The organism is Streptomyces sp. NPDC007945 (assembly GCF_042958885.1).
Taxonomy (GTDB): domain Bacteria; phylum Actinomycetota; class Actinomycetes; order Streptomycetales; family Streptomycetaceae; genus Streptomyces.
Genome location: NZ_JBIBJV010000001.1, coordinates 211,773 through 233,873 on the forward strand (window position 1 = coordinate 211,773; position 22,101 = coordinate 233,873).

18 protein-coding genes are annotated in these 22,101 nt (G+C 74.4%); 9 read left to right on the forward strand and 9 right to left on the reverse strand.

What is annotated here, in order from left to right; translation table 11 throughout:
• Positions 1–31: 31 nt before the first annotated feature.
• Positions 32–1,501, forward strand: coding sequence for an ankyrin repeat domain-containing protein (locus ACFZCF_RS00975; protein WP_391283758.1), 1,470 nt, complete (start codon positions 32–34; stop codon positions 1,499–1,501).
• Positions 1,502–1,696: 195 nt separating this feature from the next.
• Here ACFZCF_RS00975 and ACFZCF_RS00980 read toward each other — a convergent pair whose 3' ends face one another.
• The 4 genes from ACFZCF_RS00980 to ACFZCF_RS00995 form a co-directional block, all read right to left on the reverse strand.
• Positions 1,697–2,314, reverse strand: coding sequence for a TetR family transcriptional regulator (locus tag ACFZCF_RS00980; protein ID WP_391283760.1), 618 nt, complete (start codon positions 2,312–2,314; stop codon positions 1,697–1,699).
• 46 nt (positions 2,315–2,360) lie between these two features.
• Positions 2,361–2,870, reverse strand: a complete 510-nt coding sequence (locus ACFZCF_RS00985) for a pyridoxamine 5'-phosphate oxidase family protein (protein ID WP_391283762.1) — start codon at positions 2,868–2,870, stop codon at positions 2,361–2,363.
• Between the two features lie 76 nt (positions 2,871–2,946).
• Complete coding sequence (locus tag ACFZCF_RS00990) at positions 2,947–3,324, reverse strand: VOC family protein (protein ID WP_391283764.1); 378 nt, start codon at positions 3,322–3,324, stop codon at positions 2,947–2,949.
• Between the two features lie 53 nt (positions 3,325–3,377).
• On the reverse strand, positions 3,378–3,746 hold the full coding sequence (locus tag ACFZCF_RS00995; protein WP_391283766.1) for a MerR family transcriptional regulator: 369 nt from the start codon (positions 3,744–3,746) through the stop codon (positions 3,378–3,380).
• A 69-nt stretch (positions 3,747–3,815) separates the two neighbouring features.
• On the opposite strand from ACFZCF_RS00995, the gene ACFZCF_RS01000 reads away from it, so the two are divergent.
• Positions 3,816–4,760, forward strand: a complete 945-nt coding sequence (locus tag ACFZCF_RS01000) for an aldo/keto reductase (protein ID WP_391283768.1) — start codon at positions 3,816–3,818, stop codon at positions 4,758–4,760.
• Here ACFZCF_RS01000 and ACFZCF_RS01005 read toward each other — a convergent pair.
• The 4 genes from ACFZCF_RS01005 to ACFZCF_RS01020 form a co-directional block, all read right to left on the reverse strand.
• Positions 4,755–5,474 (reverse strand): vWA domain-containing protein, encoded by a 720-nt coding sequence (locus ACFZCF_RS01005; RefSeq protein ID WP_388439513.1) that lies wholly within the window; start codon positions 5,472–5,474, stop codon positions 4,755–4,757. The two genes, ACFZCF_RS01000 and ACFZCF_RS01005, sit on opposite strands and share 6 nt — an antisense overlap.
• A 224-nt stretch (positions 5,475–5,698) precedes the next feature.
• Positions 5,699–7,159 (reverse strand): glutamate synthase small subunit, encoded by a 1,461-nt coding sequence (locus tag ACFZCF_RS01010; RefSeq protein ID WP_391283770.1) that lies wholly within the window; start codon positions 7,157–7,159, stop codon positions 5,699–5,701.
• Positions 7,152–11,726 (reverse strand): glutamate synthase large subunit, encoded by a 4,575-nt coding sequence (gene gltB, locus ACFZCF_RS01015; protein ID WP_391283772.1) that lies wholly within the window; start codon positions 11,724–11,726, stop codon positions 7,152–7,154. Before gltB ends, ACFZCF_RS01010 begins: the two co-directional genes overlap by 8 nt.
• Before the next feature lie 499 nt (positions 11,727–12,225).
• Entirely contained in the window at positions 12,226–12,954 is a 729-nt protein-coding gene (locus tag ACFZCF_RS01020; RefSeq protein WP_388439521.1) for a VIT1/CCC1 transporter family protein, read from the reverse strand.
• Between the two features lie 278 nt (positions 12,955–13,232).
• Between ACFZCF_RS01020 and ACFZCF_RS01025 the strand changes: the two genes are divergently transcribed.
• From ACFZCF_RS01025 to ACFZCF_RS01055, 7 genes are read left to right on the forward strand one after another with little or no spacing between them, the layout of a single operon-like run.
• The gene (locus ACFZCF_RS01025) at positions 13,233–14,225 is read left to right on the forward strand and encodes an ADP-ribosylglycohydrolase family protein (RefSeq protein WP_388439524.1); all 993 of its coding nucleotides are present in this window, start codon (positions 13,233–13,235) and stop codon (positions 14,223–14,225) included.
• The gene (locus tag ACFZCF_RS01030) at positions 14,222–15,427 is read left to right on the forward strand and encodes an ADP-ribosylglycohydrolase family protein (protein WP_388439526.1); all 1,206 of its coding nucleotides are present in this window, start codon (positions 14,222–14,224) and stop codon (positions 15,425–15,427) included. Before ACFZCF_RS01025 ends, ACFZCF_RS01030 begins: the two co-directional genes overlap by 4 nt.
• A complete protein-coding gene (locus tag ACFZCF_RS01035; RefSeq protein WP_388439529.1) occupies positions 15,408–16,559 on the forward strand; it encodes an ADP-ribosylglycohydrolase family protein in 1,152 nt (383 codons plus the stop codon). The genes ACFZCF_RS01030 and ACFZCF_RS01035 overlap by 20 nt, the downstream gene beginning before the upstream one ends.
• The gene (locus ACFZCF_RS01040) at positions 16,556–17,962 is read left to right on the forward strand and encodes an ADP-ribosylglycohydrolase family protein (protein WP_388439532.1); all 1,407 of its coding nucleotides are present in this window, start codon (positions 16,556–16,558) and stop codon (positions 17,960–17,962) included. The genes ACFZCF_RS01035 and ACFZCF_RS01040 overlap by 4 nt, the downstream gene beginning before the upstream one ends.
• A complete protein-coding gene (rbsK, locus tag ACFZCF_RS01045; protein WP_388439535.1) occupies positions 17,959–18,879 on the forward strand; it encodes a ribokinase in 921 nt (306 codons plus the stop codon). The genes ACFZCF_RS01040 and rbsK overlap by 4 nt, the downstream gene beginning before the upstream one ends.
• Entirely contained in the window at positions 18,876–20,135 is a 1,260-nt protein-coding gene (locus ACFZCF_RS01050) for a CoA transferase (protein WP_391283777.1), read from the forward strand. The genes rbsK and ACFZCF_RS01050 overlap by 4 nt, the downstream gene beginning before the upstream one ends.
• Positions 20,132–20,971 (forward strand): aldolase/citrate lyase family protein, encoded by an 840-nt coding sequence (locus ACFZCF_RS01055; RefSeq protein WP_391283779.1) that lies wholly within the window; start codon positions 20,132–20,134, stop codon positions 20,969–20,971. The genes ACFZCF_RS01050 and ACFZCF_RS01055 overlap by 4 nt, the downstream gene beginning before the upstream one ends.
• A 93-nt stretch (positions 20,972–21,064) precedes the next feature.
• Here the strand turns inward: ACFZCF_RS01055 and lgt are convergent, their stop codons facing one another.
• Positions 21,065–22,078 (reverse strand): prolipoprotein diacylglyceryl transferase, encoded by a 1,014-nt coding sequence (gene lgt / locus ACFZCF_RS01060; protein ID WP_388439544.1) that lies wholly within the window; start codon positions 22,076–22,078, stop codon positions 21,065–21,067.
• Positions 22,079–22,101: the final 23 nt, after the last annotated feature.

The following is a 22,101-nucleotide window of genomic DNA, read 5'->3' on the forward strand; positions in this document are numbered from 1 at the left end:
CCGGGAGCGGACGGGGGGTCAGGGTCGAGCCATGAGCACGCTGTTCGAGGGCATCACCGGCGGGGACGAGGACGCGGTCGTACGGGCGCTGCGCGCCGGGGCGGATCCCGAGGCCGTCGACGACGGGGAGACCGCGCTGTACCGCGCGGCCGTCGCCGACGAGACGGGGATCGTGCGGCTGCTGCTCGCCGCCGGGGCCGATCCCGGGCGGCCCAGCGGGCCCGAGGGCGGCGACCTGCCGCTCTGCGGGGCGGCCTGCGGGGGCCACGTCCCCACCGTGCGGGCCCTGCTCGCGGCGGGGGCCGGGGTCGACCAGGAGGAGGAGTTCGGGTTCACCGCGCTCGCCTGGGCGGTGCGGCTCGGACAGACGGAGGTCGTACGGGAGCTGCTCGCGGCCGGCGCCGACCCCGACCGGATCGGGCCCGACGGGCTCGACCCGCTGGCCGCCGCCGCCCGGCGAGGCTCCGCCGCCTGCGTACGGGCGCTGCTCGACCACGGCGCGCGGGGCGCGGAGGACGCGCTGCGGGAGGCCCGGCGGTGGATCGGGGTGGACATCGCGGCCGAGCTGCGGCGCGGACTCGTCGCGGGGAACGGCGGCGGGGAGACGTACGAGGCCGTGGTGCGGCGGGTGCGCGAGGACGGCGGGGTGACCGTGGTCGTCGAGCTGCTCCGGGAGGACGGCCGGCCCGGGCGCGGCGACGAGCGGCAGACCGGGCACGCGGCGGTCGCGACCCTCCTGGAGGAGGCGCTGGGCCTGCGGGTGCCGCACGAGGAACTGGCCGCGCGGGCGCTGCGCTGCGGCGACCCGGAGCTGGACGACTGGACGACGGCGGTGGACGCGCTCGCCGCGCGCGCCGACGAGGAGACCTTCGTGGCGGCCGCGGCCTGGTGCGCCGACCGCGATCCACTGCGGCGGGCACTCGGCGCGCGCGTCCTGGCCGCCCTGCCGGGGTTCGCAGCGAGCGCGGTGCCGGTGCTGCGGAGGGTGGCGGTGGAGACGGCCGAGCCGACGCGCGAGCCGGTGCTGTCGGTGGTGACGGCGCTCGGGGCGTGTGCGGACCCGGCGGCGGTGCCGGAGCTGCTGGCCGCCGCGGACCACCCGGACCCGGAGGTGCGGCGGGCGGTGGCGGGCGCGCTCGCCGGGCTCGTGCCGGCCGGACACCTGGAGGCGCTGGGGGTGCTGCTCGGGCTGAGCCGGGACGGGGACGCGCGGGTGCGGGACTGGGCGGTGCTGGCCCTCGCCGAGCTGCCGGACGACACCCCGCTCGTCCGGGAGGCGCTGGCGGAGCGGCTCGCCGACCCCGATCCGGAGACGGCGGCGGAGGCGGCCCGCGGGCTCGCCATCCGGCAGGACCCGCGGGCGGTGGACGCGCTGGCGTCGCTCCTGGCGGACGGCGACCCGGACGGCGCGCCCCGGGAGACGGCCCTTGCCGCCCTGGAGTTCGTGCGCGACGCCCGCGTGAGGACCCGGCTCGAATGGACCGCCCCGCGCCGCCGCTGACGGACGGAGCACCGGGCACCACCGGCCCGGGCGGCCCTTGCGGCCCGTGGGGCCTGTGGGACCCGTGCGGCTCATGGGCCCTGTGGGACCCGTGCGGCTCGTGGGTGCCGTGCGGCTCGTGGGACCCGTGGGACCGCGCACGCGGCCGGTGGGCGGACGCGGGGTGCGGGCCGGGGACGCGTACGCCGGGAGGTGTCAGCCGTCCACGGCGATGCCGTCGAGGACCATCGACAGGTACTGGCGGGCGATCTCCTCGGGGCTGTGGCCGCCGCCCGGCCGGTACCAGGAGGCCGCGACCCAGACGGTGTCCCGGACGAAGCGGTACGTGAGCCGGACGTCGAGGTCGCCGCGGAACGCCCCGTCCGCCACGCCCCGCTCCAGCGTGCCGAGCCACGCCTTCTCGAACCGGCGCTGCGAGTCCGCGAGGTAGTGGAAGCGGGGCAGGTCCATCAGGTGGCGGGACTCCTTCTGGTAGATGGCGACGGCGGCGCGGTGCCGGTCGATCTCCCGGAAGGACTCGGTGACGAGGGCCTCGATGGTCTCCCGGGGGCCGAGACCGGCGGCGAGGACGGCGTCGTACCCCTCCCACAGCTCGGTGAGGAAGGTGGAGAGGATCTCGTCGAGCATCGACTCCTTGGAGTCGAAGTGGTAGTACAGGCTGCCGGCGAGCATGCCGGCGGCGTCCGCGATCTTGCGGACGGTGGTGGCGTTGTACCCCTGGGCGGCGAACACCTCGGCGGCGGTGTCGAGGAGTTCCCGGCGCCGCTCGGGGGCGGGTGCGGTCGCCTGGTTCTTCTTCTTGGTCGCTGACACCCGCCCATTGTCGTCGGTCCGTGCCCGGCGGTCCGCGCCGGCGGGTTCAGCCGTCCTCGCGCGGCGGGGCGTCGTCGTTGCCGCGCCGCAGGGTGCGGAGCGCCCGCCCCGGGCGCCAGGTGGTGAAGTGGATCTCCTCGCCCTCCACCCAGGTCCGCACCACCTCGGCGGGCTCCACCCGGAAGAGGTGGAAGGGCAGCGGGGCCCCGGCCTCGGCGGCGTACCGCGCGAGCGCGTCCGGGTCCGTGACCTCGACGGCCCGCCCGGAGACGCGTACGTCCCCGCCGCCCATGCCGGTGCCGGCGCCCGGGTTGGCGAGCAGCGCGAGACGCGGGTCGCGGCGCAGGTCGAGCGCCTTGCGCGAGTTCGGCATCATGCCGAGCCACAGCTCGCCGCCCCGGAAGTCGGCCTCGATGCCGCTGAGCCGCGGCGAGCCGTCCTTCCTGAGAGTGGCGAGGGCATGGTGGGTGTACTGCCCGAAACGCTCGCGCACGGTCGCGGCGAACGCGGGCTCGGCGGCCTCGAAGGCCACCCAGGGGGTACCGGTGTCCGTCATGCCCTCCAGCAGACACCGGATACCCGACACCTACGGTCCGGATTGCTCCGGAAGAGAGGCGGAATCTCCCGGCGGCTCAGCCGCCCGCGCGCTCCGCCTTGCTGCGCTCCACGCAGAACTCGTTGCCCTCCGGGTCGGTCATCGTCGCCCAGCCGGTGCCGTCCGCGTTGCGGTGGTCGCCGACCAGCTTCGCGCCGAGGGCGAGCAGCCGCTCGACCTCCTCGTCCCGGGTGCGGTCCTGCGGCTGGAGGTCGAGGTGGACGCGGTTCTTCACCGTCTTGCCCTCGGGCACCCGGATGAAGAGCAGGCTCGCGCCCGCCGACTCCACCGTGGCCTCGGGGTCACCGGGGTTGTCGTCGTCGGCGAGCGTGCCGTCCAGGACCTCCGCCCAGAACGTGGCGAGGGCGTGGGCGTCGGCGCAGTCGATGGTCACGTGGCGTACGAGAGAGCTCATGGCGCCATGATTCCCCCGCGGGCGGAGCGCGGCCACTCCATTCCGACGCCCCGTCACCCGCGGGCCTCCGCGAGGGCCTTGCCCTCGGTGGCGGCGACGAGGGCCGCCAGCGAGGAGCGGGCGTCCTGGAGGTCGTGGATCCGCGCGTCGATCGCGTCGAGCCGGGCGACCAGGAGGGGGCTGAGGCAGGGCTCGATCTCGGCCTCGCTGCCGCAGACGCAGTCCAGGACCTCGGCGATGACCCGGGTGGGGAGGCCGGCGCCGAGGAGGGCGCGGATGCGGCGGACGACGGCCGGGGCGTCGGGGCCGTAGCGGCGCTGGCCGCCCGGGGTGCGGTCCGGGACGAGCAGGCCCTGCTCCTCGTAGTAGCGGAGCAGCCGGACGGCGACGCCGGTCTCCTTCGACAGCTCACCGATCCTCATGTGATCCCCCTCACTTCGCCTGGCCGGAGCTTGAAGCTCACATCCGTGTGAGCTCCTAGCGTCTCCCCCATGACGACGAACACGAACGACGCGAACGCCTCCATCCTCCCCGACCCCTCCCACTTCTCCGGCCTCTCCCACCTCTCCGGTTCCTTCCCGCTCGGCGGCGACCTCCCCGTCCGCCGCATCGGGTACGGCACCATGCGGCTCGCCGACGGCCCGGACGACCCCACCGGCCCCGAGGCGCGGATCTGGACGGCGCCAGCCGACCGGGCGGCGGCGGTCCGGCTGCTGCGGACGGCCGCCGACGCCGGGGTGACGCTCTTCGACACGGCGGACGCGTACGCCCTGGGCGCCGGCGAGGAGCTGCTCGCCGAGGCGCTCGCCCCGTACGGGGACGAGGTCGCCGTCGCGACCAAGGTGGGCCTGGTGCGGCCCTCCCCCACCGAGTGGGTGCCGCTCGGCCACCCCGCCTTTCTGCGCCAGCAGGCCGAGCTGAGCCTGCGCCGGCTCCGTACCGAGCGGATCGACCTGCTGTACCTGCACCGGCTGGACGAGAACGTGCCGGTGGCCGAGCAGGTCGGGGCCCTGCGGCGGCTCCAGGAGGAGGGGAAGGTCCGGCACATCGGCCTCTCGGAGGTGACGGTGGCGCAGCTGACGGAGGCGGAGTCGGTGGCGCCGGTCGCGGCCGTGCAGAACCTGTACAACCTGGCGGCCCGCGAACACGAGGCGGTCCTGGAGCACACCGCCGGGCGCGGGATCGCGTTCGTGCCCTTCTTCCCGATCGCGATGGGCGGGCACGCGGGCCCCGGCGGCACGGTCGCGGAGGTGGCCCGCGAGATCGGGGCCACCCCGGCGCAGACGGCGCTGGCGTGGCTGCTGCACCGGGCGCCGCACGTCCTGCCGATCCCCGGCACCTCCTCCGAGCACCATCTGCGGGAGAACCTGGGCGCGCTGGACGTGCGGCTCACGGACGCGCAGTTCGCCCGGCTGTCGGCCGCGCCGGCGTCATGACCGCACGATGCCCTGGGCGCGGGCGGCGGTGAGCCAGCGCGGGAACTCGGCCACCAGCCGGTCGTACAGCTCCGCGTCGGGGACGCGGCCGGGCTCCTTGCCGGCGTGGAAGAAGCCGGCGTTGTCGACGCACCGGCGCTCGGGGACGGCGAGTTCGTCGAGCCGGCGCAGGAAGTCGAACTGCTTGCTGCCGGGATCGCCGAAGCCGACGAACTGCCAGAAGAGCGGCAGCCGGGCCGCCTTGCATACGTACCGTTCGGCGGCGAGCCGGTTGATGGGGCCGCCGTCGGTCTGGAAGACGACGAGCGCGGGCGCGGTGGCGCCGCTGTCGAGGTAGTGGTCGATGACGGCGTCCATGGCGAGGTGGTAGCTCGTCTTCCCCATGTGGCCGAGGCCGGCGACGATCCGGTCCACCCTGCCCCGGTGGTCGTCGAGGCGGATCTCGGTCTCGGCGTCGACGTCGGTGGAGAAGAAGACGACCGGCACCCGCCCGTCGTCGTCGAGGTGGGCGGAGAGCCCGAGGACCCGGTCGGCGAGGGCCTGGACGGTGCCGTCCTTGTAGTACGGCCTCATCGAGCCGGAGTAGTCGACCACCAGGTAGACGGCGACGCGCTGCCCGTCGACGCCGTGCCGCCGCAGCGACTCCCCGGCCGTCTTGTAGAGGCTGACCAGCGCGGGCGCCTCCTCCTCGACCTTCCGCAGACTCCATGCCATGAGCCGCCCCCTTTTCTCTCCGCGCATCATGGCCGTTCGGGGCGGGCGAGGAAAGCCGGGGGCGGACCGGAGCGGCGGTGGGACGCGGTGCGGAGGCGGCGACGGGGCCCGGGAGGAGCCGGGAACGCCACGACGCCCGCCCCCTGGTCCTTGGTCGGGGACGGGGCGGGCGTCGCTCGGTTCCGTACGCCGTTGTACGGGACGTTCGGGGTGGTCCGGCCGGATCAGACCAGCAGGGACCGGTCCGTCGGGCGGATCGGGGCCGGCAGGGAGCTGGCGCCGGTGAGGTAGCGGTCCACGCCGCGGGCGGCCGAGCGGCCCTCCGCGATGGCCCACACGATCAGCGACTGGCCGCGGCCGGCGTCGCCGGCGACGTACACGCCGTCGACGTTGGTGGCGAAGTCCGCGTCGCGGGCGATGTTGCCCCGCTCGTCGAGCTCCACGCCGAACTGCGCGACCAGGCCGTTGGCGACGTCGGTGCCGGTGAAGCCCATGGCGAGGGTGACCAGCTGGGCGGGGATCTTCCGCTCGGTGCCCGGCTTCTGGGTCAGCTTGCCGTCGACGAACTCGACCTCGATGAGGTGCAGGAACTGGACGTTGCCGTCCTCGTCGCCCTCGAAGTGGGTGGTGGAGACGGAGTAGACCCGCTCGCCGCCCTCCTCGTGCGCCGAGGTGACCTTGTAGAGCATGGGGAAGGTCGGCCAGGGCTGGTTGGCGCTGCGCTCCTCGCCCGGCTTTGGCATGATCTCCAGCTGGGTGACGGACGCCGCGCCCTGGCGGTGGGCGGTGCCGACGCAGTCGGCGCCGGTGTCGCCGCCGCCGATGACGACGACGTGCTTGCCCTCGGCGGTGATCGGCGAGGCCACGAAGTCGCCCTCGACGACCTTGTTGGCGAGCGGCAGGTACTCCATCGCCTGGTGGATGCCCTGGAGCTCGCGGCCCGGCACGGGCAGGTCGCGGGCGGTGGTGGCGCCGGCGGCGACCACGACCGCGTCGAACCGCTTGCGCAGGTCGGTGGCGGTGATGTCGCGGCCGACCTCGACGCCGGTGCGGAACTTGGTGCCCTCCGCGCGCATCTGCTCGATGCGGCGGTTGATGTGCCGCTTCTCCATCTTGAACTCGGGGATGCCGTAGCGCAGCAGGCCGCCGATGCGGTCGGCTCGCTCGTACACGACCACGGTGTGGCCGGCCCGGGTCAGCTGCTGGGCGGCGGCGAGGCCGGCCGGGCCGGAGCCGATGACGGCGACGGTCTTGCCGGAGAGCCGCTCGGGCACCTGCGGCTTCACGTCGTTGGCGTCCCACGCCTTGTCGATGATGGAGACTTCGACGTTCTTGATGGTGACGGCCGGCTGGTTGATGCCGAGCACGCACGCCGACTCGCACGGAGCCGGGCACAGGCGGCCGGTGAACTCCGGGAAGTTGTTGGTGGCGTGGAGGCGCTCGGACGCCGCCGACCAGTCCTCGCGGTAGGCGTAGTCGTTCCACTCGGGGATCAGGTTCCCGAGCGGGCAGCCGTTGTGGCAGAACGGGATGCCGCAGTCCATGCAACGGCCGGCCTGCTTGCTGATGATCGGCAGCAGGGAGCCGGGGACGTAGACCTCGTTCCAGTCGCGGACGCGCTCCGCGACCGGGCGGGTCTCGGCGACCTCGCGGCCGGTGGTGAGAAAGCCCTTCGGGTCAGCCATGGGTCGCCGCCTCCATCATCTTCTCGGTGGTCTCCCGCTCGGAGAGACCGGCGAGCTCAGCGGCGTCCTTGGCGGCGAGCACTGCCTTGTACGTGGTCGGGATGATCTTGCTGAAGCGGCTCACCGCCGCGTCCCAGTCGGCCAGGAGCTTCTCGGCCACGGTCGAGCCGGTCTCCTCCTGGTGGCGGCGCACGACGTCGTGCAGCCACGCCTTGTCGGCGTCCGACGGGGCCTCGACGGCGTCGAGGTTGCCGGGGTTGACGTGCGACCGGTCGAGGTCGATGACGTAGGCGACGCCGCCGGACATGCCCGCCGCGAAGTTGCGGCCGGTCTCGCCGAGGACGACCGCCGTGCCGCCGGTCATGTACTCGCAGCCGTGGTCGCCCACGCCCTCGGAGACGACCAGGGCGCCGGAGTTGCGGACGCAGAAGCGCTCGCCGGTGCGGCCGCGCAGGAACAGCTCGCCGCCGGTGGCTCCGTACGCGATGGTGTTGCCCGCGATGGTGGAGTACTCGGCCAGGTGGTCGGCGCCCCGGTCCGGGCGGACGATCACGCGGCCGCCGGAGAGGCCCTTGCCGACGAAGTCGTTGGCGTCGCCCTCCAGGCGGAGGGTGACACCGGCCGGCAGGAAGGCGCCGAAGGACTGGCCGGCGGAGCCGGTGAAGGTGAGGTCGATGGTGTCGGCCGGGAGGCCGGCGCCGCCGAACCTCTTCGTCACCTCGTGGCCGAGCATGGTGCCGACCGTGCGGTTGATGTTGCGGATCGCGACCTGGGCGCGGACCGGCTGGGCCTCCTCGGCGGAGGGGGCGTTCAGCGCCTCGGCGGCGAGCTGGATCAGCTCGTTGTCGAGCGCCTTCTCCAGGCCGTGGTCCTGCTCGATCAGGGCGTGGCGGACCGCGCCCTCGGGCAGCTCCGGCACGTAGAAGAGCGGCTCCAGGTCCAGGCCCTGCGCCTTCCAGTGGGAGACGGCGCGGCTGGTGTCGAGCAGCTCGGCGTGGCCGACGGCCTCCTCGATCGTGCGGAAGCCGAGCTCGGCGAGGAGCTCGCGGACCTCCTGCGCGATGAACTCGAAGAAGTTGACGACGTACTCGGCCTTGCCGGAGAAGCGGTCGCGGAGGACCGGGTTCTGGGTGGCGATGCCGACCGGGCAGGTGTCGAGGTGGCAGACGCGCATCATGACGCAGCCGGAGACGACGAGCGGGGCGGTGGCGAAGCCGAACTCCTCGGCGCCGAGGAGCGCGGCGATGACGACGTCGCGGCCGGTCTTCAGCTGGCCGTCGGTCTGGACGACGATCCGGTCGCGCAGGCCGTTGAGCAGCAGCGTCTGCTGGGTCTCGGCGAGGCCGAGCTCCCAGGGGCCGCCCGCGTGCTTCAGCGAGGTGAGCGGGGAGGCGCCGGTGCCGCCGTCGTGGCCGGAGATGAGGACGACGTCCGCGTGGGCCTTGGACACGCCGGCCGCGACCGTGCCGACGCCGACCTCGGAGACCAGCTTCACGTGGATGCGGGCCGCCGGGTTGGCGTTCTTCAGGTCGTGGATCAGCTGGGCCAGATCCTCGATGGAGTAGATGTCGTGGTGCGGCGGCGGCGAGATGAGGCCGACGCCGGGCGTCGAGTGACGCGTCTTGGCGACCCACGGGTAGACCTTGTGGCCGGGCAGCTGGCCGCCCTCGCCGGGCTTGGCGCCCTGCGCCATCTTGATTTGGATGTCGTCGGCGTTGACCAGGTACTCGGAGGTGACGCCGAAGCGGCCGGAGGCGACCTGCTTGATCGAGGAGCGGCGCGCCGGGTCGTACAGGCGCTCCGGGTCCTCGCCGCCCTCACCGGTGTTCGACTTGCCGCCGAGCCGGTTCATGGCGATGGCGAGGGTCTCGTGCGCCTCCTGGGAGATGGAGCCGTACGACATGGCGCCGGTGGAGAAGCGCTTGACGATCTCGGAGACCGGCTCGACCTCGTCGATGGAGATCGGGGTGCGGCCCTCGGTGGCGAAGCCGAACAGGCCGCGGAGCGTCATCAGGCGCTCGGACTGCTCGTTCACCCGGTCCGTGTACTTCTTGAAGATGTCGTACCGCTTGTTCCGCGTGGCGTGCTGGAGGCGGAAGACGGTCTCGGGGTCGAAGAGGTGCGGCTCGCCCTCGCGGCGCCACTGGTACTCGCCGCCGATGTCCAGGGCGCGGTGCGCGGAGGCGATGCCGGTGGCCGGGTACGCCTTGGCGTGGCGGGCGGCGACCTCGCGGGCGACGACGTCCAGGCCGGCGCCGCCGATCTTGGTGGCGGTGCCGTTGAAGTACCGGCCGACGAACTCCTCGTCGAGGCCGACGGCCTCGAACACCTGGGCGCCGCGGTAGGAGGCGACCGTGGAGATGCCCATCTTCGACATGACCTTGAGGACGCCCTTGCCGAGGGCGTAGATCAGGTTGCGGATGGCCTGCTCGGGCTCGATGTCCGACAGGAAGGTGCCGGCGCGGAGCAGGTCCTCGACGGACTCCATGGCGAGGTACGGGTTGACCGCCGCGGCGCCGTAGCCGATGAGCAGGGCGACGTGGTGGACCTCGCGGACGTCACCGGCCTCGACGAGCAGGCCCACCATGGTGCGCTGCTTGGTGCGGATGAGGTGGTGGTGGACGGCGGCGGTGAGGAGCAGCGAGGGGATCGGCGCGTGCTCGGCGTCGGAGTGCCGGTCGGAGAGGACGATCAGGCGGGCGCCGCCCTCGATCGCCGCGTCGGCCTCGGCGCAGATGGCGTCGAGGCGGGCGGCGAGGGCGTCGCCGCCGCCGGAGACCCGGTAGAGGCCGGAGAGCGTGGCGGCCTTCATGCCCGGCATGTCGCCGTCGTGGTTGATGTGGATGAGCTTGGCCAGCTCGTCGTTGTCGATCACCGGGAAGGGCAGGGTGACCGAGCGGCAGGAGGCCGCGGTGGGGTCGAGCAGGTTGCCCTGGGGGCCGAGGGAGGAGCGGAGGCTCGTCACGAGCTCTTCGCGGATGGCGTCCAGCGGCGGGTTGGTGACCTGCGCGAACAGCTGGGTGAAGTAGTCGAAGAGCAGCCGGGGGCGCTCGGAGAGGGCGGCGATCGGCGAGTCGGTGCCCATGGAGCCGATGGGCTCCAGGCCGGTGCGGGCCATCGGGGCGAGGATGACGCGGAGCTCTTCCTCGGTGTAGCCGAAGGTCTGCTGGCGGCGGGTGACCGAGGCGTGGGTGTGCACGATGTGCTCGCGCTCGGGGAGGTCGAGGAGCTCGATCTCGCCGGTCTCCAGCCACTCGGCGTAGGGGTGCTCGGCGGCGAGGGCGGCCTTGATCTCGTCGTCCTCGACGATGCGGTGTTCGGCGGTGTCGACGAGGAACATCTTGCCGGGCTGGAGGCGGCCCTTGCGGACGACCTTGGCGGGGTCGATGTCGAGGACGCCGACCTCGGAGGAGAGGACGACGAGGCCCTCGTCGGTGACCCAGTAGCGGCCGGGGCGCAGACCGTTGCGGTCGAGGACCGCGCCGACCTGGACGCCGTCGGTGAAGGTGACGCAGGCCGGGCCGTCCCAGGGCTCCATCATCGTGGAGTGGTACTGGTAGAAGGCGCGCCGGGCCGGGTCCATGGAGGCGTGGTTCTCCCACGCCTCGGGGACCATCATCAGGACCGAGTGGGGCAGCGAGCGGCCACCGAGGTGGAGGAGCTCCAGGACCTCGTCGAAGGAGGCCGTGTCGGAGGCGTCCGGCGTGCAGATCGGGAAGATCCGCTCCAGGCCCTTGCCGGCCTTGCTCTCGCCGAAGACGTCGCCGGCGAGCTGGGCCTCGCGTGCGGTCATCCAGTTGCGGTTGCCCTTGACCGTGTTGATCTCGCCGTTGTGGGCGACGAAGCGGTAGGGGTGGGCGAGCGGCCAGCTCGGGAAGGTGTTGGTGGAGAACCGGGAGTGGACGAGGGCGATGGCGGAGGCCAGGCGCCGGTCCGACAGGTCCGGGAAGAAGGGCTCCAGCTGGCCGGTGGTCAGCATGCCCTTGTAGACGAGGGTGCGGGCGGAGAGCGACGGGAAGTACGCCGCCGCCTCGCGCTCGGCGCGCTTGCGCAGGACGAAGGCCTTGCGGTCCAGCTCGATGCCGGTGGACCGGCCGTCGGTGACGAAGAGCTGGCGGAAGACCGGCATGGTGGAGCGGGCGGTGGCGCCGAGCAGGGCGGGGGCGACGGGGACCTCGCGCCAGCCGAGGACGGTGAGGCCCTCGTCGGCGGCGATGGCCTCGACGGCGGCGGCGGTCTCGTCGGCGCCGTCGACCGGGAGGAAGGCGGTGCCCACGGCGTACCCGCCGACCGCGGGGAGCTCGAAGCCGGCGACCTCACGGAAGAAGGCGTCCGGGATCTGGAGCAGGATGCCGGCGCCGTCGCCGGAGTCGGGCTCGGAGCCGGTGGCGCCGCGGTGTTCGAGATTGCGCAGTACGGTCAGCGCCTGCTCGACCAGCGCGTGGCTGGCCACACCGGTGAGGGTGGCCACGAACCCGACACCGCAGGCGTCGTGCTCGTTACGGGGGTCGTACATGCCCTGGGGGGCGGGGCGACCGTCCATGGGCGACCAGGCGTCGGAACGCATCGGCTCTCCCGTCGTCGTCGTGGCATATGCAGATGCCGAGGGACGACGTTGGCCCTCCGCGAAATTTCGTGCAGGTTACATGATGGCGTGCTTCTCGCCTAGCGGATAGCTCGTTCCAGCATGCGGACACCTCCGACACGGAGCGGTGGTGCGCGTTCACCTGTTTCTTCGGAACGCGGAGGCAGTGACGGCACCGTGACTGATCCGCGGGGGACGGAACCGTACCGGTCCGCCTGGAGTGGGCCTCATTGCCCGACGACGCTTCTGCCTCTTTCCCGGGGGTCACGGGTTCGAAACCGCCGGGTAACCGGCTACATATGTGGCGTCGTGCATAGTGTCTCACCGCCGCGGGGATTCCGAACAGGGATATGCGTCACAGCGAGAATGCGGCTTCCGCCCCGAAAAGTCATCCCGGAAAGCCCGAAAGGCCCCTTGTGGGGGCCTCTCGGGTGGGGGGCCGGGTGCGGATTCCGTTCCGCACCCGGCCGGGGACGGCGGGTCAGAGCGCCGCGCCGAAGGCCATGCCGAGGCCGTACGTGACGGCCGCCGCGGCACCGCCGAGGAGCAGCTGGCGCAGGCCGCTGAACCACCAGCCGCGGGCGGTCACCCGGGCCACCAGCGCGCCGCAGCCGAAGAGCCCGAGGAGTGCCAGGAGGACGGCCGGCCAGAGCGCGGTCGCGCCGAGCAGGTACGGCAGCAGCGGGAGCAGCGCGCCCAGGGCGAAGGAGGCGAAGGAGGAGACGGCGGCGACGGTGGGCGACGGCAGGTCGTCGGGGTCGATGCCGAGCTCCTCGCGGGCGTGGATCTCCAGCGCCTGCTCGGGGTCCTTCGACAGCTGCATGGCCACCTCGCGGGCGAGCGCCGGCTCCACGCCCCGGGAGACGTAGAGGGCGGCGAGCTCCTCCATCTCGTCGATCGGGTGCTTGCGCAGCTGTCGGCGCTCCACGTCCAGTTCGGCCTGGACGAGCTCGCGCTGCGAGGCGACGGAGGTGTACTCGCCGGCCGCCATGGAGAAGGCGCCCGCCGCGAGTCCGGCGAGGCCGGTGATCACGATGGTCTCCGAGGAGACGGCCCCGCCGGCGACACCGGTCATCAGGGCGAGGTTGGAGACCAGTCCGTCCATCGCGCCGAAGACCGCGGGCCGCAGCCAACCGCCGTTCACGTCGCGGTGGGTGTGGTTGTCGCGGTGTGCCTCGTGCAGTGGTGCCTGGGCCTCGATGATGGACATGGTTCTCCCCTCGTCACGGCGGGCCGGGTCGCTCCCGCCGCCCCCAACACACTCGAAAATACGCCCGATGTAAGGGGCGCGCCAGCAAGGCAGGCCGTACTTAGTAAGGCCCTCCTCAGTGTGGCAAGCCTTGCCTGACACCCCCTCAACCTCCCTCTTCGCGCTGACAGACGGGTGACAGACGCCGTCCGCGGGCGAGTCGGCGGCCCGCGGTGGCACAGATCCAGGCGAAGGGGTACCGCCGAAGCGGTGCCCGCACCGAGCAAAGGGGCGCGCGGATGGTGGCCACGACATGCGACACCCGGGAACGGGCGAGGGGCGCACTGCTCGGCCTCGCCGTCGGCGACGCGCTCGGCGCCCCCGCCGAGAACATGAAGCCCTCCGAGATCCGCCGCCGCTGGGGCCGGATCGAGGGCTTCCTGACGGACCGTCCCGCCGGCACCGACGACACCGAGTACGCGATCTTCTCGGCGCTGCTGCTCGCCCGGCACGGCTCGGCCCTCACCGTCGCCCACGTCGAACGAGCCTGGCACCGCTGGATCGCCGACCTCGACGAGGGCCCCTTCCGCGGCGCCGGCTTCTCGGAGCGCGGCACCCTGGAGAACCTCCGGCGCGGACTCGCGGCCCCCATCTCCGCCCAGCACCGCCACGCGTGGTCGGACGGCCTGGCGATGCGCGCCGCCCCCTTCGGCGTCTTCGCCGCCGGGCGCCCGGCGGAGGCCGCCCGGCTGGTCGCCATCGACGGCAGCGTCAGCCACGAGGGCGAGGGCATCTACGGCGGCCAGGCGGTGGCGGCGGGCGTCGCGGCCGCGATGTCCGGCGCGACGGTCACCTCCGTCATCGCGGCGGCCCTCTCGGTGATCCCCATGGACTCCTGGACCGCCCGCTCGCTGCGGCGCGCGGTCGTCGCCGCCCAGCGGGTCCAGCCCGACCCGCTCACCCGCGAACGCCAGGTCCGCTCCGCGGTGGTCATCGGCGGCTACCCCTGGACCGACCTCGCCCCGGAGGCCGTCGGACTCGCCTTCGGCGCCTTCGCGGCGGCCCGCGGCGACTTCCGCACGGCGGTCCTGACGGCCGTCAACATGGGCCGCGACGCCGACACCACGGCCGCGGTGGCCGGCGCCCTGGCCGGGGCGGCGGGCGGCCTCGCGGCGATCCCGCGGGAATGGGCGACCGCCATCGCCCCGGTCACCGGCAGCTGCCTGCCCACGATGCGCGGCCACCACGTCCTGGAAGTAGCCGACCTCCTCACCCCGGAGCCCACCCCATGACCGGCACCGCCACCTCCACCCCGCCCCAGGACGTCCCCCGGCCCGCCGCACCGGCCGGCGCGAGCCGCGACAGGATCGAGGGCCTCCTCCTGGGCCTCGCCGCGGGCGACGCCGCCGGCTGGCCCGCCGCCCGGCACCGCGCCGCCCGCATGCCCGAATGGACCCGCCGCCTCACCCGCGAGCTCGACACCTTCGCGGAGCAGAACGCGACGACCACCCTCCCCGTCCCCATCGCCCTGAACCAGCCCCCCGAGCCCCTCCGCCTCGGCCCCTCCGACGACGCCGAGTGGGCGGCCTTCACCGCGGAGGCGGTGCTGGCCGCCGCCGGCCCCCTCTTCGCCGCCCTCCCCGCGGAGCGCCGGCTCCGCGCCGCCGTCGACCTCTCCTGGAACCACCTCGCGGGTCAGGTCGCGGCCGCCGCCGCGCGGGCGCCGGAGATCGAGTCCGCCGTCCTCCCCCTGCGCGCCCGCATCTCCGTCCGCGCCGGTCTCGGCAATCTCGCCACCGGTCTGCGCCCGCCCGCCACCGGCCACGACAACCCGCACTACTTCGACGACGCCGCCTGCGTCCGCGCCGCCGTCCTCGCGACCGTCCATCCGGGCGACCCGCGCGCCGCCGCCGAACTCGCCGAATTCGACGCCCGGTTCACCCAGGACGGCGACGGCGTCCACGGCGCCCGCGCCACCGCCGCCGCGGTCGCCGCGGCGCTCGGCGGCGCGGACCCCGGCACCGCCGTCGAGGCCGCGCTCGCCGAACTCCCGCCCGTCACCGAGATCGGCCGCAACGCCCGCCACGCCGTGAAACTGGCCCGCACCGCCGACACCGCCTTCGAGCTGGTCCCCCTCCTGGAGCACCAGATCGTCGACCACGTCTACAGCTACGGCATCGCCGCCGCCGAGACCGTCCCGGTCGCCCTCGCGCTGACCGTCGCCGCGCGCGGCGCGATGACCGCCGCCGTCCCGGCCGCCGCCTGCCTCTCCCGGGTCGCCGACTCCGCCCCCGCCCTGGCCGGCGCGCTCACCGGCGCCCTGGGCGGCGGCCGTTCGGTCCCGGCGAGCTGGCGGGACGCCTGCCGCACGCTCTCCGGCTGCGCGCTGCCCCGCCTCGCCGGTACGGACCTGGTGGAACTCGCCGGGCTCCTGGGAGCCACGGAACCGACGCCCCCAGGTGGACAATTCCGACATGACACCCACTCTGGATGACCGGATCACCGGAAGTCTCCTCGGTGCCGCCGTCGGCGACGCCCTCGGCGGCCCCGTGGAGGGGTACACCCCCGAGCAGATCACCGAACGCCACGGCGGCCGCGTCACCGGCATCGTCGGCCCCTGGAACGGCGACGCCTGGCGCACCGCCCGCCCCATCGCCCCGTACCACAAGGGCGACGGCCACGTCACCGACGACACCCTGATGACCCACGCGCTGATCCGGGTGTACGAGAAGGTCCGCGACCACCTCGACGCGTACGCGGTCGCGGACCACCTCGTCCCCGAACTCATGGGCACCCCCGTGTGGATCCCCGAGCTGGAGGCGGAGGCGCTCCCCCTCCAGCGGATCTTCCTCGCCGAGAAGTGGCTGGTCGCCCGCCTCCACTACGGGCACCACGACCCCCGCGAGGCCGGCACCGGAAACATCGTCAACTGCGGCGCCGCCATGTACATGGCCCCGGTCGGCCTGGTCAACGCCGCCGACCCGCACGGCGCCTACGCCGAGGCGATCGACGTCGCCGGCGCCCACCAGTCCTCGTACGGCCGCGAGGCGGCGGGCGTCCTCGCGGCGGCGGTCGCCGCGGCCTGCGTCCCCGGCGCGACCCCCCGCTCGGTCGTCGACACCGCCCTCTCCCTCGCCAAGGACGGCACCCGCGCCGCGATCGAGGCGGTCGCGGAAGCCGCCGACCGCCACCGGGACTTCGAGTCCGCGCTCGTACCGCTCCGCAGGGCGGTGGCCCCGTACGACTCCGTCGGCCCCGACTACCGCAACCCCGGTCTCGACGCCCGCCGCCCCTCCCGGCTCCACTCCATCGAGGAGCTGCCGATCGCGCTCGGCATGCTCCTGGTCGGCGAGGGCGACTACCGCCGTACGGTCCTCGGCGCGGTCAACTACGGCCGCGACTGCGACTCCATCGCCACCATGGCGGGCGCCCTCGCCGGCGCCCTGCACGGCGAGGCCGCCGTCCCCGCCGACTGGGCGAAACGGGTGGCGGAGGCCAGCCGCCTCGACCTCCACGCCCCGGCCCGCTCCCTCGCCGCGGTGACCGCCGAGGTGTTCGCCCGCGACGCCGACCGCCGCCGAGCCCGCGAGGCCGCCCGCGCCGCCCTGACGGACCCGGCCCGATGACGGCCCCCGCGACCGCCCCCGCACCACCCGGTCCCGTCCGCCTCACCTGGGTGCAGCCCGAGGACCTCGTCGGACACGAGCTGCGGCAGGCCGCCGAGGACGGACGGGACGCGCGGGAGCTCGCGGCCCGCTGGTACGCCGCCGGCGGACCCCCCGCACCGCCCGCCTCCGGCGCCTCCCCCGACCCCCGGCCGGAGCTGCGGCCGCTCGCCGAGGAGCTGCTCGACGCGCTCGCCGCCCTCCCCTCCCCCCTCGCCGACGACGAGCCCACCGCCCTCGACGCGATCGTCGCCGCCTGCCCCGACTGGCCGGCCCCGCCGCCGCGCGGCGCTCCCCCGCACGACCCCGGCCTCCGCGACCGCCTGCACGCCGCCTGGCTCGGCAGGGCCGTCGGGTGCCTGCTCGGGAAGCCCGTCGAGAAGCTGCCGCTGGACGCGATCCGGGAACTCGCCCGGGCCGCGGGGAACTGGCCGCTCGACGACTGGTTCACCGCGCGCGGGGTGGCGCCGGAGCTGCTGGCCGCGCACCCCTGGAACCGCCGCTCCGCCACCACCTCGCTCGCCGAGAACATCGACGGCATGCCCGAGGACGACGACCTCGACCACGCCCTCCTCGCCCTGCTCCTGCTCCGCCGCCACGGCCGCGGCTTCACCACCGCCGACCTCGCCCGCCTGTGGCTGGACGAACTCCCCGCCGGCCGGACCTTCACCGCCGAGCGGATCGCCTACCGCAACCTCCTCGACGGCGTCGAACCGCCGCTGACCGCCGTCCGCCGCAACCCCTTCCGGGAGTGGATCGGCGCCCTCATCCGGGCCGACGTCCACGGCTGGACCCGCCCCGGCGACCCCGCGGGGGCCGCCGCCCAGGCCCACCGGGACGCCGTCCTCAGCCACACCGGCGCCGGCGTCCACGGCGCGATGTTCGTCGCCGCCACCCTGGCCGCCGCCGCGGACGGCACCGGCGACCCGCACCGGGCGCTCGCCGTCGGCCTCCGCGTCGTCCCGCCCCGCTCCCGGCTCGCCGAGGCCGTCCGGTACGGCATCGCCACCGCCCGCGCCGTTCCCGCCTTCGACACCGTCGTCGACCGGCTGCACGCCCGCTACGGCGGGTACCACTGGGTCCATGCCGTGCCGAACACCGCGCTGCTCGCCGCCGCCCTCACCCACGCCGACGGCGACTTCACCCGCTCGATCTGCGCGGCGGTCTCCGGCGGCTGGGACACCGACTCCAACGGCGCCACCGCCGGCTCCGTCGCCGGCCTCCTCGCCGGGCACCCCGACCGGCTCCCGGACCGCTGGACCTCCCCCCTGAAGAACCGGCTCTCGACCTCGGTGGCGTCCTTCGACGGCATCGGGTTCGACACCCTCGCCGACCTGACCCACCTGGAGGCAGTACGCCCATGACCAGCATCGTGGTACTCGGGAGCACCAACATGGACCTCGTCGCCTACGTGGCGAAGGCCCCGGCCCGCGGCGAGACCGTCACCGGCCGCGCCTTCCGCACGATCCCCGGCGGCAAGGGCGCCAACCAGGCGGTCGCCGCCGCCCGCGCCGGCGGCGAGGTCGCCATGATCGGCGCCGTCGGCGCCGACGACTTCGGCCACCGCCTCCGCGACGTCCTGGAGCACTGCTCCGTCGACACCGACCTGCTCCGCACCGTGGAGGGCGCGTCCGGCACCGCCCACATCGTCGTCGACGACGAAGGCGGCAACGCGATCGTCGTCGTCCCCGGAGCCAACGGCACCGTCACCTCGCTCAGCCAGGGCGACGAGGCCCTGATCACCGGCGCCGACCTGCTCCTCCTCCAGCTCGAACTCCCCCTCTCCGTCGTCGTCGACGCGGCCGAGCACGCCCGCCGGCGCGGCGTCCGCACCGTCCTCACCCCGGCCCCCGCCCAGCCCCTGCCGCCCGAACTCTTCGACGCCACCGACCTCCTGGTGCCCAACGAGCACGAGGCCACCGCGCTCACCGGCCGCGCCGACCCGCACGCCGCCGCCCTCTCCCTCCTCGACGTCGTCCCCGAGGTGGTCGTCACCCTCGGCGCGGCGGGCTGCCTCTACGTGGCGCGCGACAAGGAGCCGCTCACCGTGCCCGCCCCCCGGGTGCGGGCCGTGGACACCACCGCGGCCGGCGACACCTTCGTCGGCGCCCTCGCGGTGGCCCTCGGCGAAGGCCGCCGCATGCCCGACGCCCTGGCGTGGGCGGCCGCCGCGGCCGCGCTGTCCGTCCGGCGCGAGGGCGCCTCGACCTCGATGCCGTACCGCACCGAGATCGACGCCGCCCTCGGTTCCCCCGCGTCCCTGGAGGCCGATCCCGCATGACCGCCGCACCCCCGCCGCTCCCCCCGACCCCTCCTCCGGCCACTCGCCCGTCCGCTGCGTCGTCCGAGAAGCTCCCGCCCCTCCAGGGGCTGCGCGTCCTCGACCTGGCGACGCTCTTCGCCGGGCCGCTGGCCGCCATGATGCTCGGCGACTTCGGCGCCGACGTCGTGAAGATCGAGCATCCCCGCAAGCCCGACCCGTCCCGGGGCCACGGGCCCGCCAAGGACGGGGTGGGCCTGTGGTGGAAGGTCCTGGGCCGCAACAAGCGGGCCGTGACCCTCGACCTGTCCGCCCCCGGCGGCCGGGACGCGCTGCTGCGCCTCGCGGCCGACGCCGACGTGATCGTGGAGAACTTCCGCCCCGGCACCCTGGAGCGCTGGGGCCTCGGCTGGGAGGAGCTCTCCACGGTCAACCCCCGCCTCGTGCTCGCCCGGGTCACCGGCTTCGGCCAGTTCGGGCCGTACGCCCACCGCCCCGGCTTCGGCACCCTCGCCGAGGCGATGAGCGGCTTCGCCGCGATCACCGGCGAGCCGGACGGCCCGCCCACCCTGCCCCCCTTCGGCCTCGCCGACTCGATCGCCGCCCTCGCCACCGCGTACGCGGTGATGACGGCGCTCGCCGCGAGGACCACCACCGGCCACGGCCAGGTCGTCGACATGGCCATCATCGAACCGATGCTCTCCGTCATCGGCCCCCACCCGCTCTGGTACGACCAGCTCGGCTACGTCCAGCCGCGCACCGGCAACCGCTCCCGCAACAACGCCCCCCGCAACACCTACCGGACCTCCGACGGCTCCTGGGTGGCCGTCTCCACCTCGGCGCAGTCCATCGCCGAACGCGTGATGCGCCTGGTGGACCGCGCCGAGCTGATCGACGAGCCGTGGTTCGCCGACGGCGCGGGCCGGGCCGCGCACGCCGACGTCCTCGACGAGGCCGTCGGCTCGTGGATCTCCCGCCACACCCGCGACGAGGCGATGGCCGCCTTCGAGAAGGCGGAGGCCGCGATCGCCCCCGTCTACGACGTCCGGGACGTCCTGGCCGACCCCCAGTACCAGGCGCTCGGCACGGTCACCGAGGTGCCCGACCCGGAACTCGGCCCGATCCGCATGCAGAACGTGCTCTTCCGGCTCTCCGAGACGCCCGGCGGGATCCGCTGGGCCGGCCGCCCGCACGGCGCCGACACCGACGAGGTCCTGACCGCGGCCGGCTTCGCCCCGGCCGAGATCAGCGCCCTGCGCGCCCAGGGGGCGGTATGAGCGCCCCCGGCGTCGTGGAGAACGGCCTGCGCCGGCGCGGCAGGCTCCCCCTCACCTGGCTGTACGCCCCCGGCGACCGCCCCGAGGTGGTCGGCAAGGCGCTCCGCTCGGGCGCCGACGTGGTCATCGTGGACCTGGAGGACGCGGTCGCCCCGGACCGCAGGGCGTACGCCCTCGACGCCACCGCCGATCTGCTCTCCGACGTCCACCCGGTCCCGGTGCACGTCCGCATCCACTCCCCGCGCGACATCCCCGTCCTGGCCTCCCTCCCCGGCCTCGGCGGTCTCCGTGTCCCCAAGGTGACACACCCCTCCGACATCCACCGGATCAGCGAGCTCGCGCCCGGCCTGCCGCTGTACCCGCTCCTGGAGAACGCCCTGGCCGTGGAGCACGCGTACGCCATCGCCACCGCCCATCCGGCGGTGCGCGGGCTCGCCCTCGGCGAGGCCGACCTCCGCGCGGATCTGGGGGTGCGCGAGGACGGCGGGCTCGACTGGCCGCGCAGCCGGATCGTGGTCGCCGCCCGGGCGGCGCGGCTGCCGCCGCCGGTGCAGTCGGTCCACGCCGACGTCGGCGACCTCGACGCGCTCGCCGCCGGCTGCGCCCGGGGCCGGGCGCTGGGCTTCCTCGGCCGGGCCGCCATCCACCCCCGGCAGCTCCCGGTGATCGAGCGGGCCTACCTGCCGACCCCGCAGGAGGTCGACGCGGCCCGCGCGGTGGTGGCGGCGGCCGAGACCGACCGGGGCGCGCTGGCCCTGGCGGACGGCCGGTTCGTGGACGCCGCGGTGGTGGCGGGCGCCCACCGGGTCCTGGCCCTCGCGGACCGGGTCCGCTGACCCGTACCGGGGCATGCGCGAGGGCCGCCGGGACCTGTTCGGTCCCGGCGGCCCTCGCGGCGTTCGGAAGGGGTGTCAGCCCCGTGAGGGAGCTCAGCCCTTGGCGGCCGACCCGGCGCCGTTCCCGGCGCCGTTCTCCACGTCGTCGGCGGCACCGGCGCCGTCGGAGCCCTCGGGAGCGGCGTCGGCGTCCCCGGCCCCGTCCGTCTTCTCGGTCTTCTCCGTCTTCACCGCCTGCTCGGACCGCCCGGCCTTCTCGGTCTCTTCCGTCTCCTCGGCCGTCACCGGCTTGCGGGAGCGCGGCTCGACGATCTCCTCGCGGCCCGGGCGCTTCCGCGCCGAGAGGACCATGTAGACGACGGCGAGGAGGAAGACGACGATCGCGGTCCACACGTTGAGCCGCAGGCCCAGGATGTGGTGGGCCTCGTCGACCCGCATGTACTCGATCCAGCCGCGGCCGGCGCAGTAGGCGGCCACGTACAGGGCGAAGGCGCGGCCGTGGCCGAGCGTGAAGCGGCGGTCGGCCCAGATGACGAGGAGGGCGACGCCGACGCACCAGAGGGACTCGTAGAGGAAGGTCGGGTGGTAGAGCCCGGCCTCGCGGTTGGCGCTCTCGGTGATCTTCAGGGCCCACGGCAAGTCGGTGGGCTTGCCGTACAGCTCCTGGTTGAACCAGTTGCCCCAGCGGCCGACGGCCTGCGCGAGGGCGATGCCGGGCGCGATGGCGTCCGCGTACGCCGGGAGCGGGATGCCCCGGCGGCGGCAGCCGATCCAGGCGCCGACGGCGCCGAAGGCGATGGCGCCCCAGATGCCGAGGCCGCCCTCCCAGATCTTGAAGGCGTCGACCCAGTTCTCACCCTCGCTGAAGTACAGCTGGTAGTCGGTGATCACGTGGTACAGGCGTCCGCCGACGAGGCCGAACGGCACCGCCCAGACGGCGATGTCGGCGACGGTGCCGGCGGTGCCGCCCCGGGCGATCCAGCGCTTGTTGCCGAGCCAGACGGCGACGAAGACACCGAGGATGATGCAGAAGGCATAGCCGCGCAGCGGGACCGGTCCGAGGTGGAGGACACCGGTCGACGGGCTGGGAATGTAGGCAAGGTCCATGGCAGGTCCGACGCTACCCTGCC

Coding starts and splice junctions, on each gene's coding strand:
- ACFZCF_RS00975 (WP_391283758.1), top strand. CDS start 32: ATGAGCACGCTGTTCGAGGGCATCACCGGCGGGGACGAGGACGCGGTC.
- ACFZCF_RS00985 (WP_391283762.1), bottom strand. CDS start 2,870: ATGACGGACACCGGTACCCCCTGGGTGGCCTTCGAGGCCGCCGAGCCC.
- ACFZCF_RS00990 (WP_391283764.1), bottom strand. CDS start 3,324: ATGAGCTCTCTCGTACGCCACGTGACCATCGACTGCGCCGACGCCCAC.
- ACFZCF_RS00995 (WP_391283766.1), bottom strand. CDS start 3,746: ATGAGGATCGGTGAGCTGTCGAAGGAGACCGGCGTCGCCGTCCGGCTG.
- ACFZCF_RS01000 (WP_391283768.1), top strand. CDS start 3,816: ATGACGACGAACACGAACGACGCGAACGCCTCCATCCTCCCCGACCCC.
- ACFZCF_RS01005 (WP_388439513.1), bottom strand. CDS start 5,474: ATGGCATGGAGTCTGCGGAAGGTCGAGGAGGAGGCGCCCGCGCTGGTC.
- ACFZCF_RS01010 (WP_391283770.1), bottom strand. CDS start 7,159: ATGGCTGACCCGAAGGGCTTTCTCACCACCGGCCGCGAGGTCGCCGAG.
- gltB (WP_391283772.1), bottom strand. CDS start 11,726: ATGCGTTCCGACGCCTGGTCGCCCATGGACGGTCGCCCCGCCCCCCAG.
- ACFZCF_RS01020 (WP_388439521.1), bottom strand. CDS start 12,954: ATGTCCATCATCGAGGCCCAGGCACCACTGCACGAGGCACACCGCGAC.
- ACFZCF_RS01025 (WP_388439524.1), top strand. CDS start 13,233: ATGGTGGCCACGACATGCGACACCCGGGAACGGGCGAGGGGCGCACTG.
- ACFZCF_RS01030 (WP_388439526.1), top strand. CDS start 14,222: ATGACCGGCACCGCCACCTCCACCCCGCCCCAGGACGTCCCCCGGCCC.
- ACFZCF_RS01035 (WP_388439529.1), top strand. CDS start 15,408: ATGACACCCACTCTGGATGACCGGATCACCGGAAGTCTCCTCGGTGCC.
- ACFZCF_RS01040 (WP_388439532.1), top strand. CDS start 16,556: ATGACGGCCCCCGCGACCGCCCCCGCACCACCCGGTCCCGTCCGCCTC.
- rbsK (WP_388439535.1), top strand. CDS start 17,959: ATGACCAGCATCGTGGTACTCGGGAGCACCAACATGGACCTCGTCGCC.
- ACFZCF_RS01050 (WP_391283777.1), top strand. CDS start 18,876: ATGACCGCCGCACCCCCGCCGCTCCCCCCGACCCCTCCTCCGGCCACT.
- ACFZCF_RS01055 (WP_391283779.1), top strand. CDS start 20,132: ATGAGCGCCCCCGGCGTCGTGGAGAACGGCCTGCGCCGGCGCGGCAGG.
- lgt (WP_388439544.1), bottom strand. CDS start 22,078: ATGGACCTTGCCTACATTCCCAGCCCGTCGACCGGTGTCCTCCACCTC.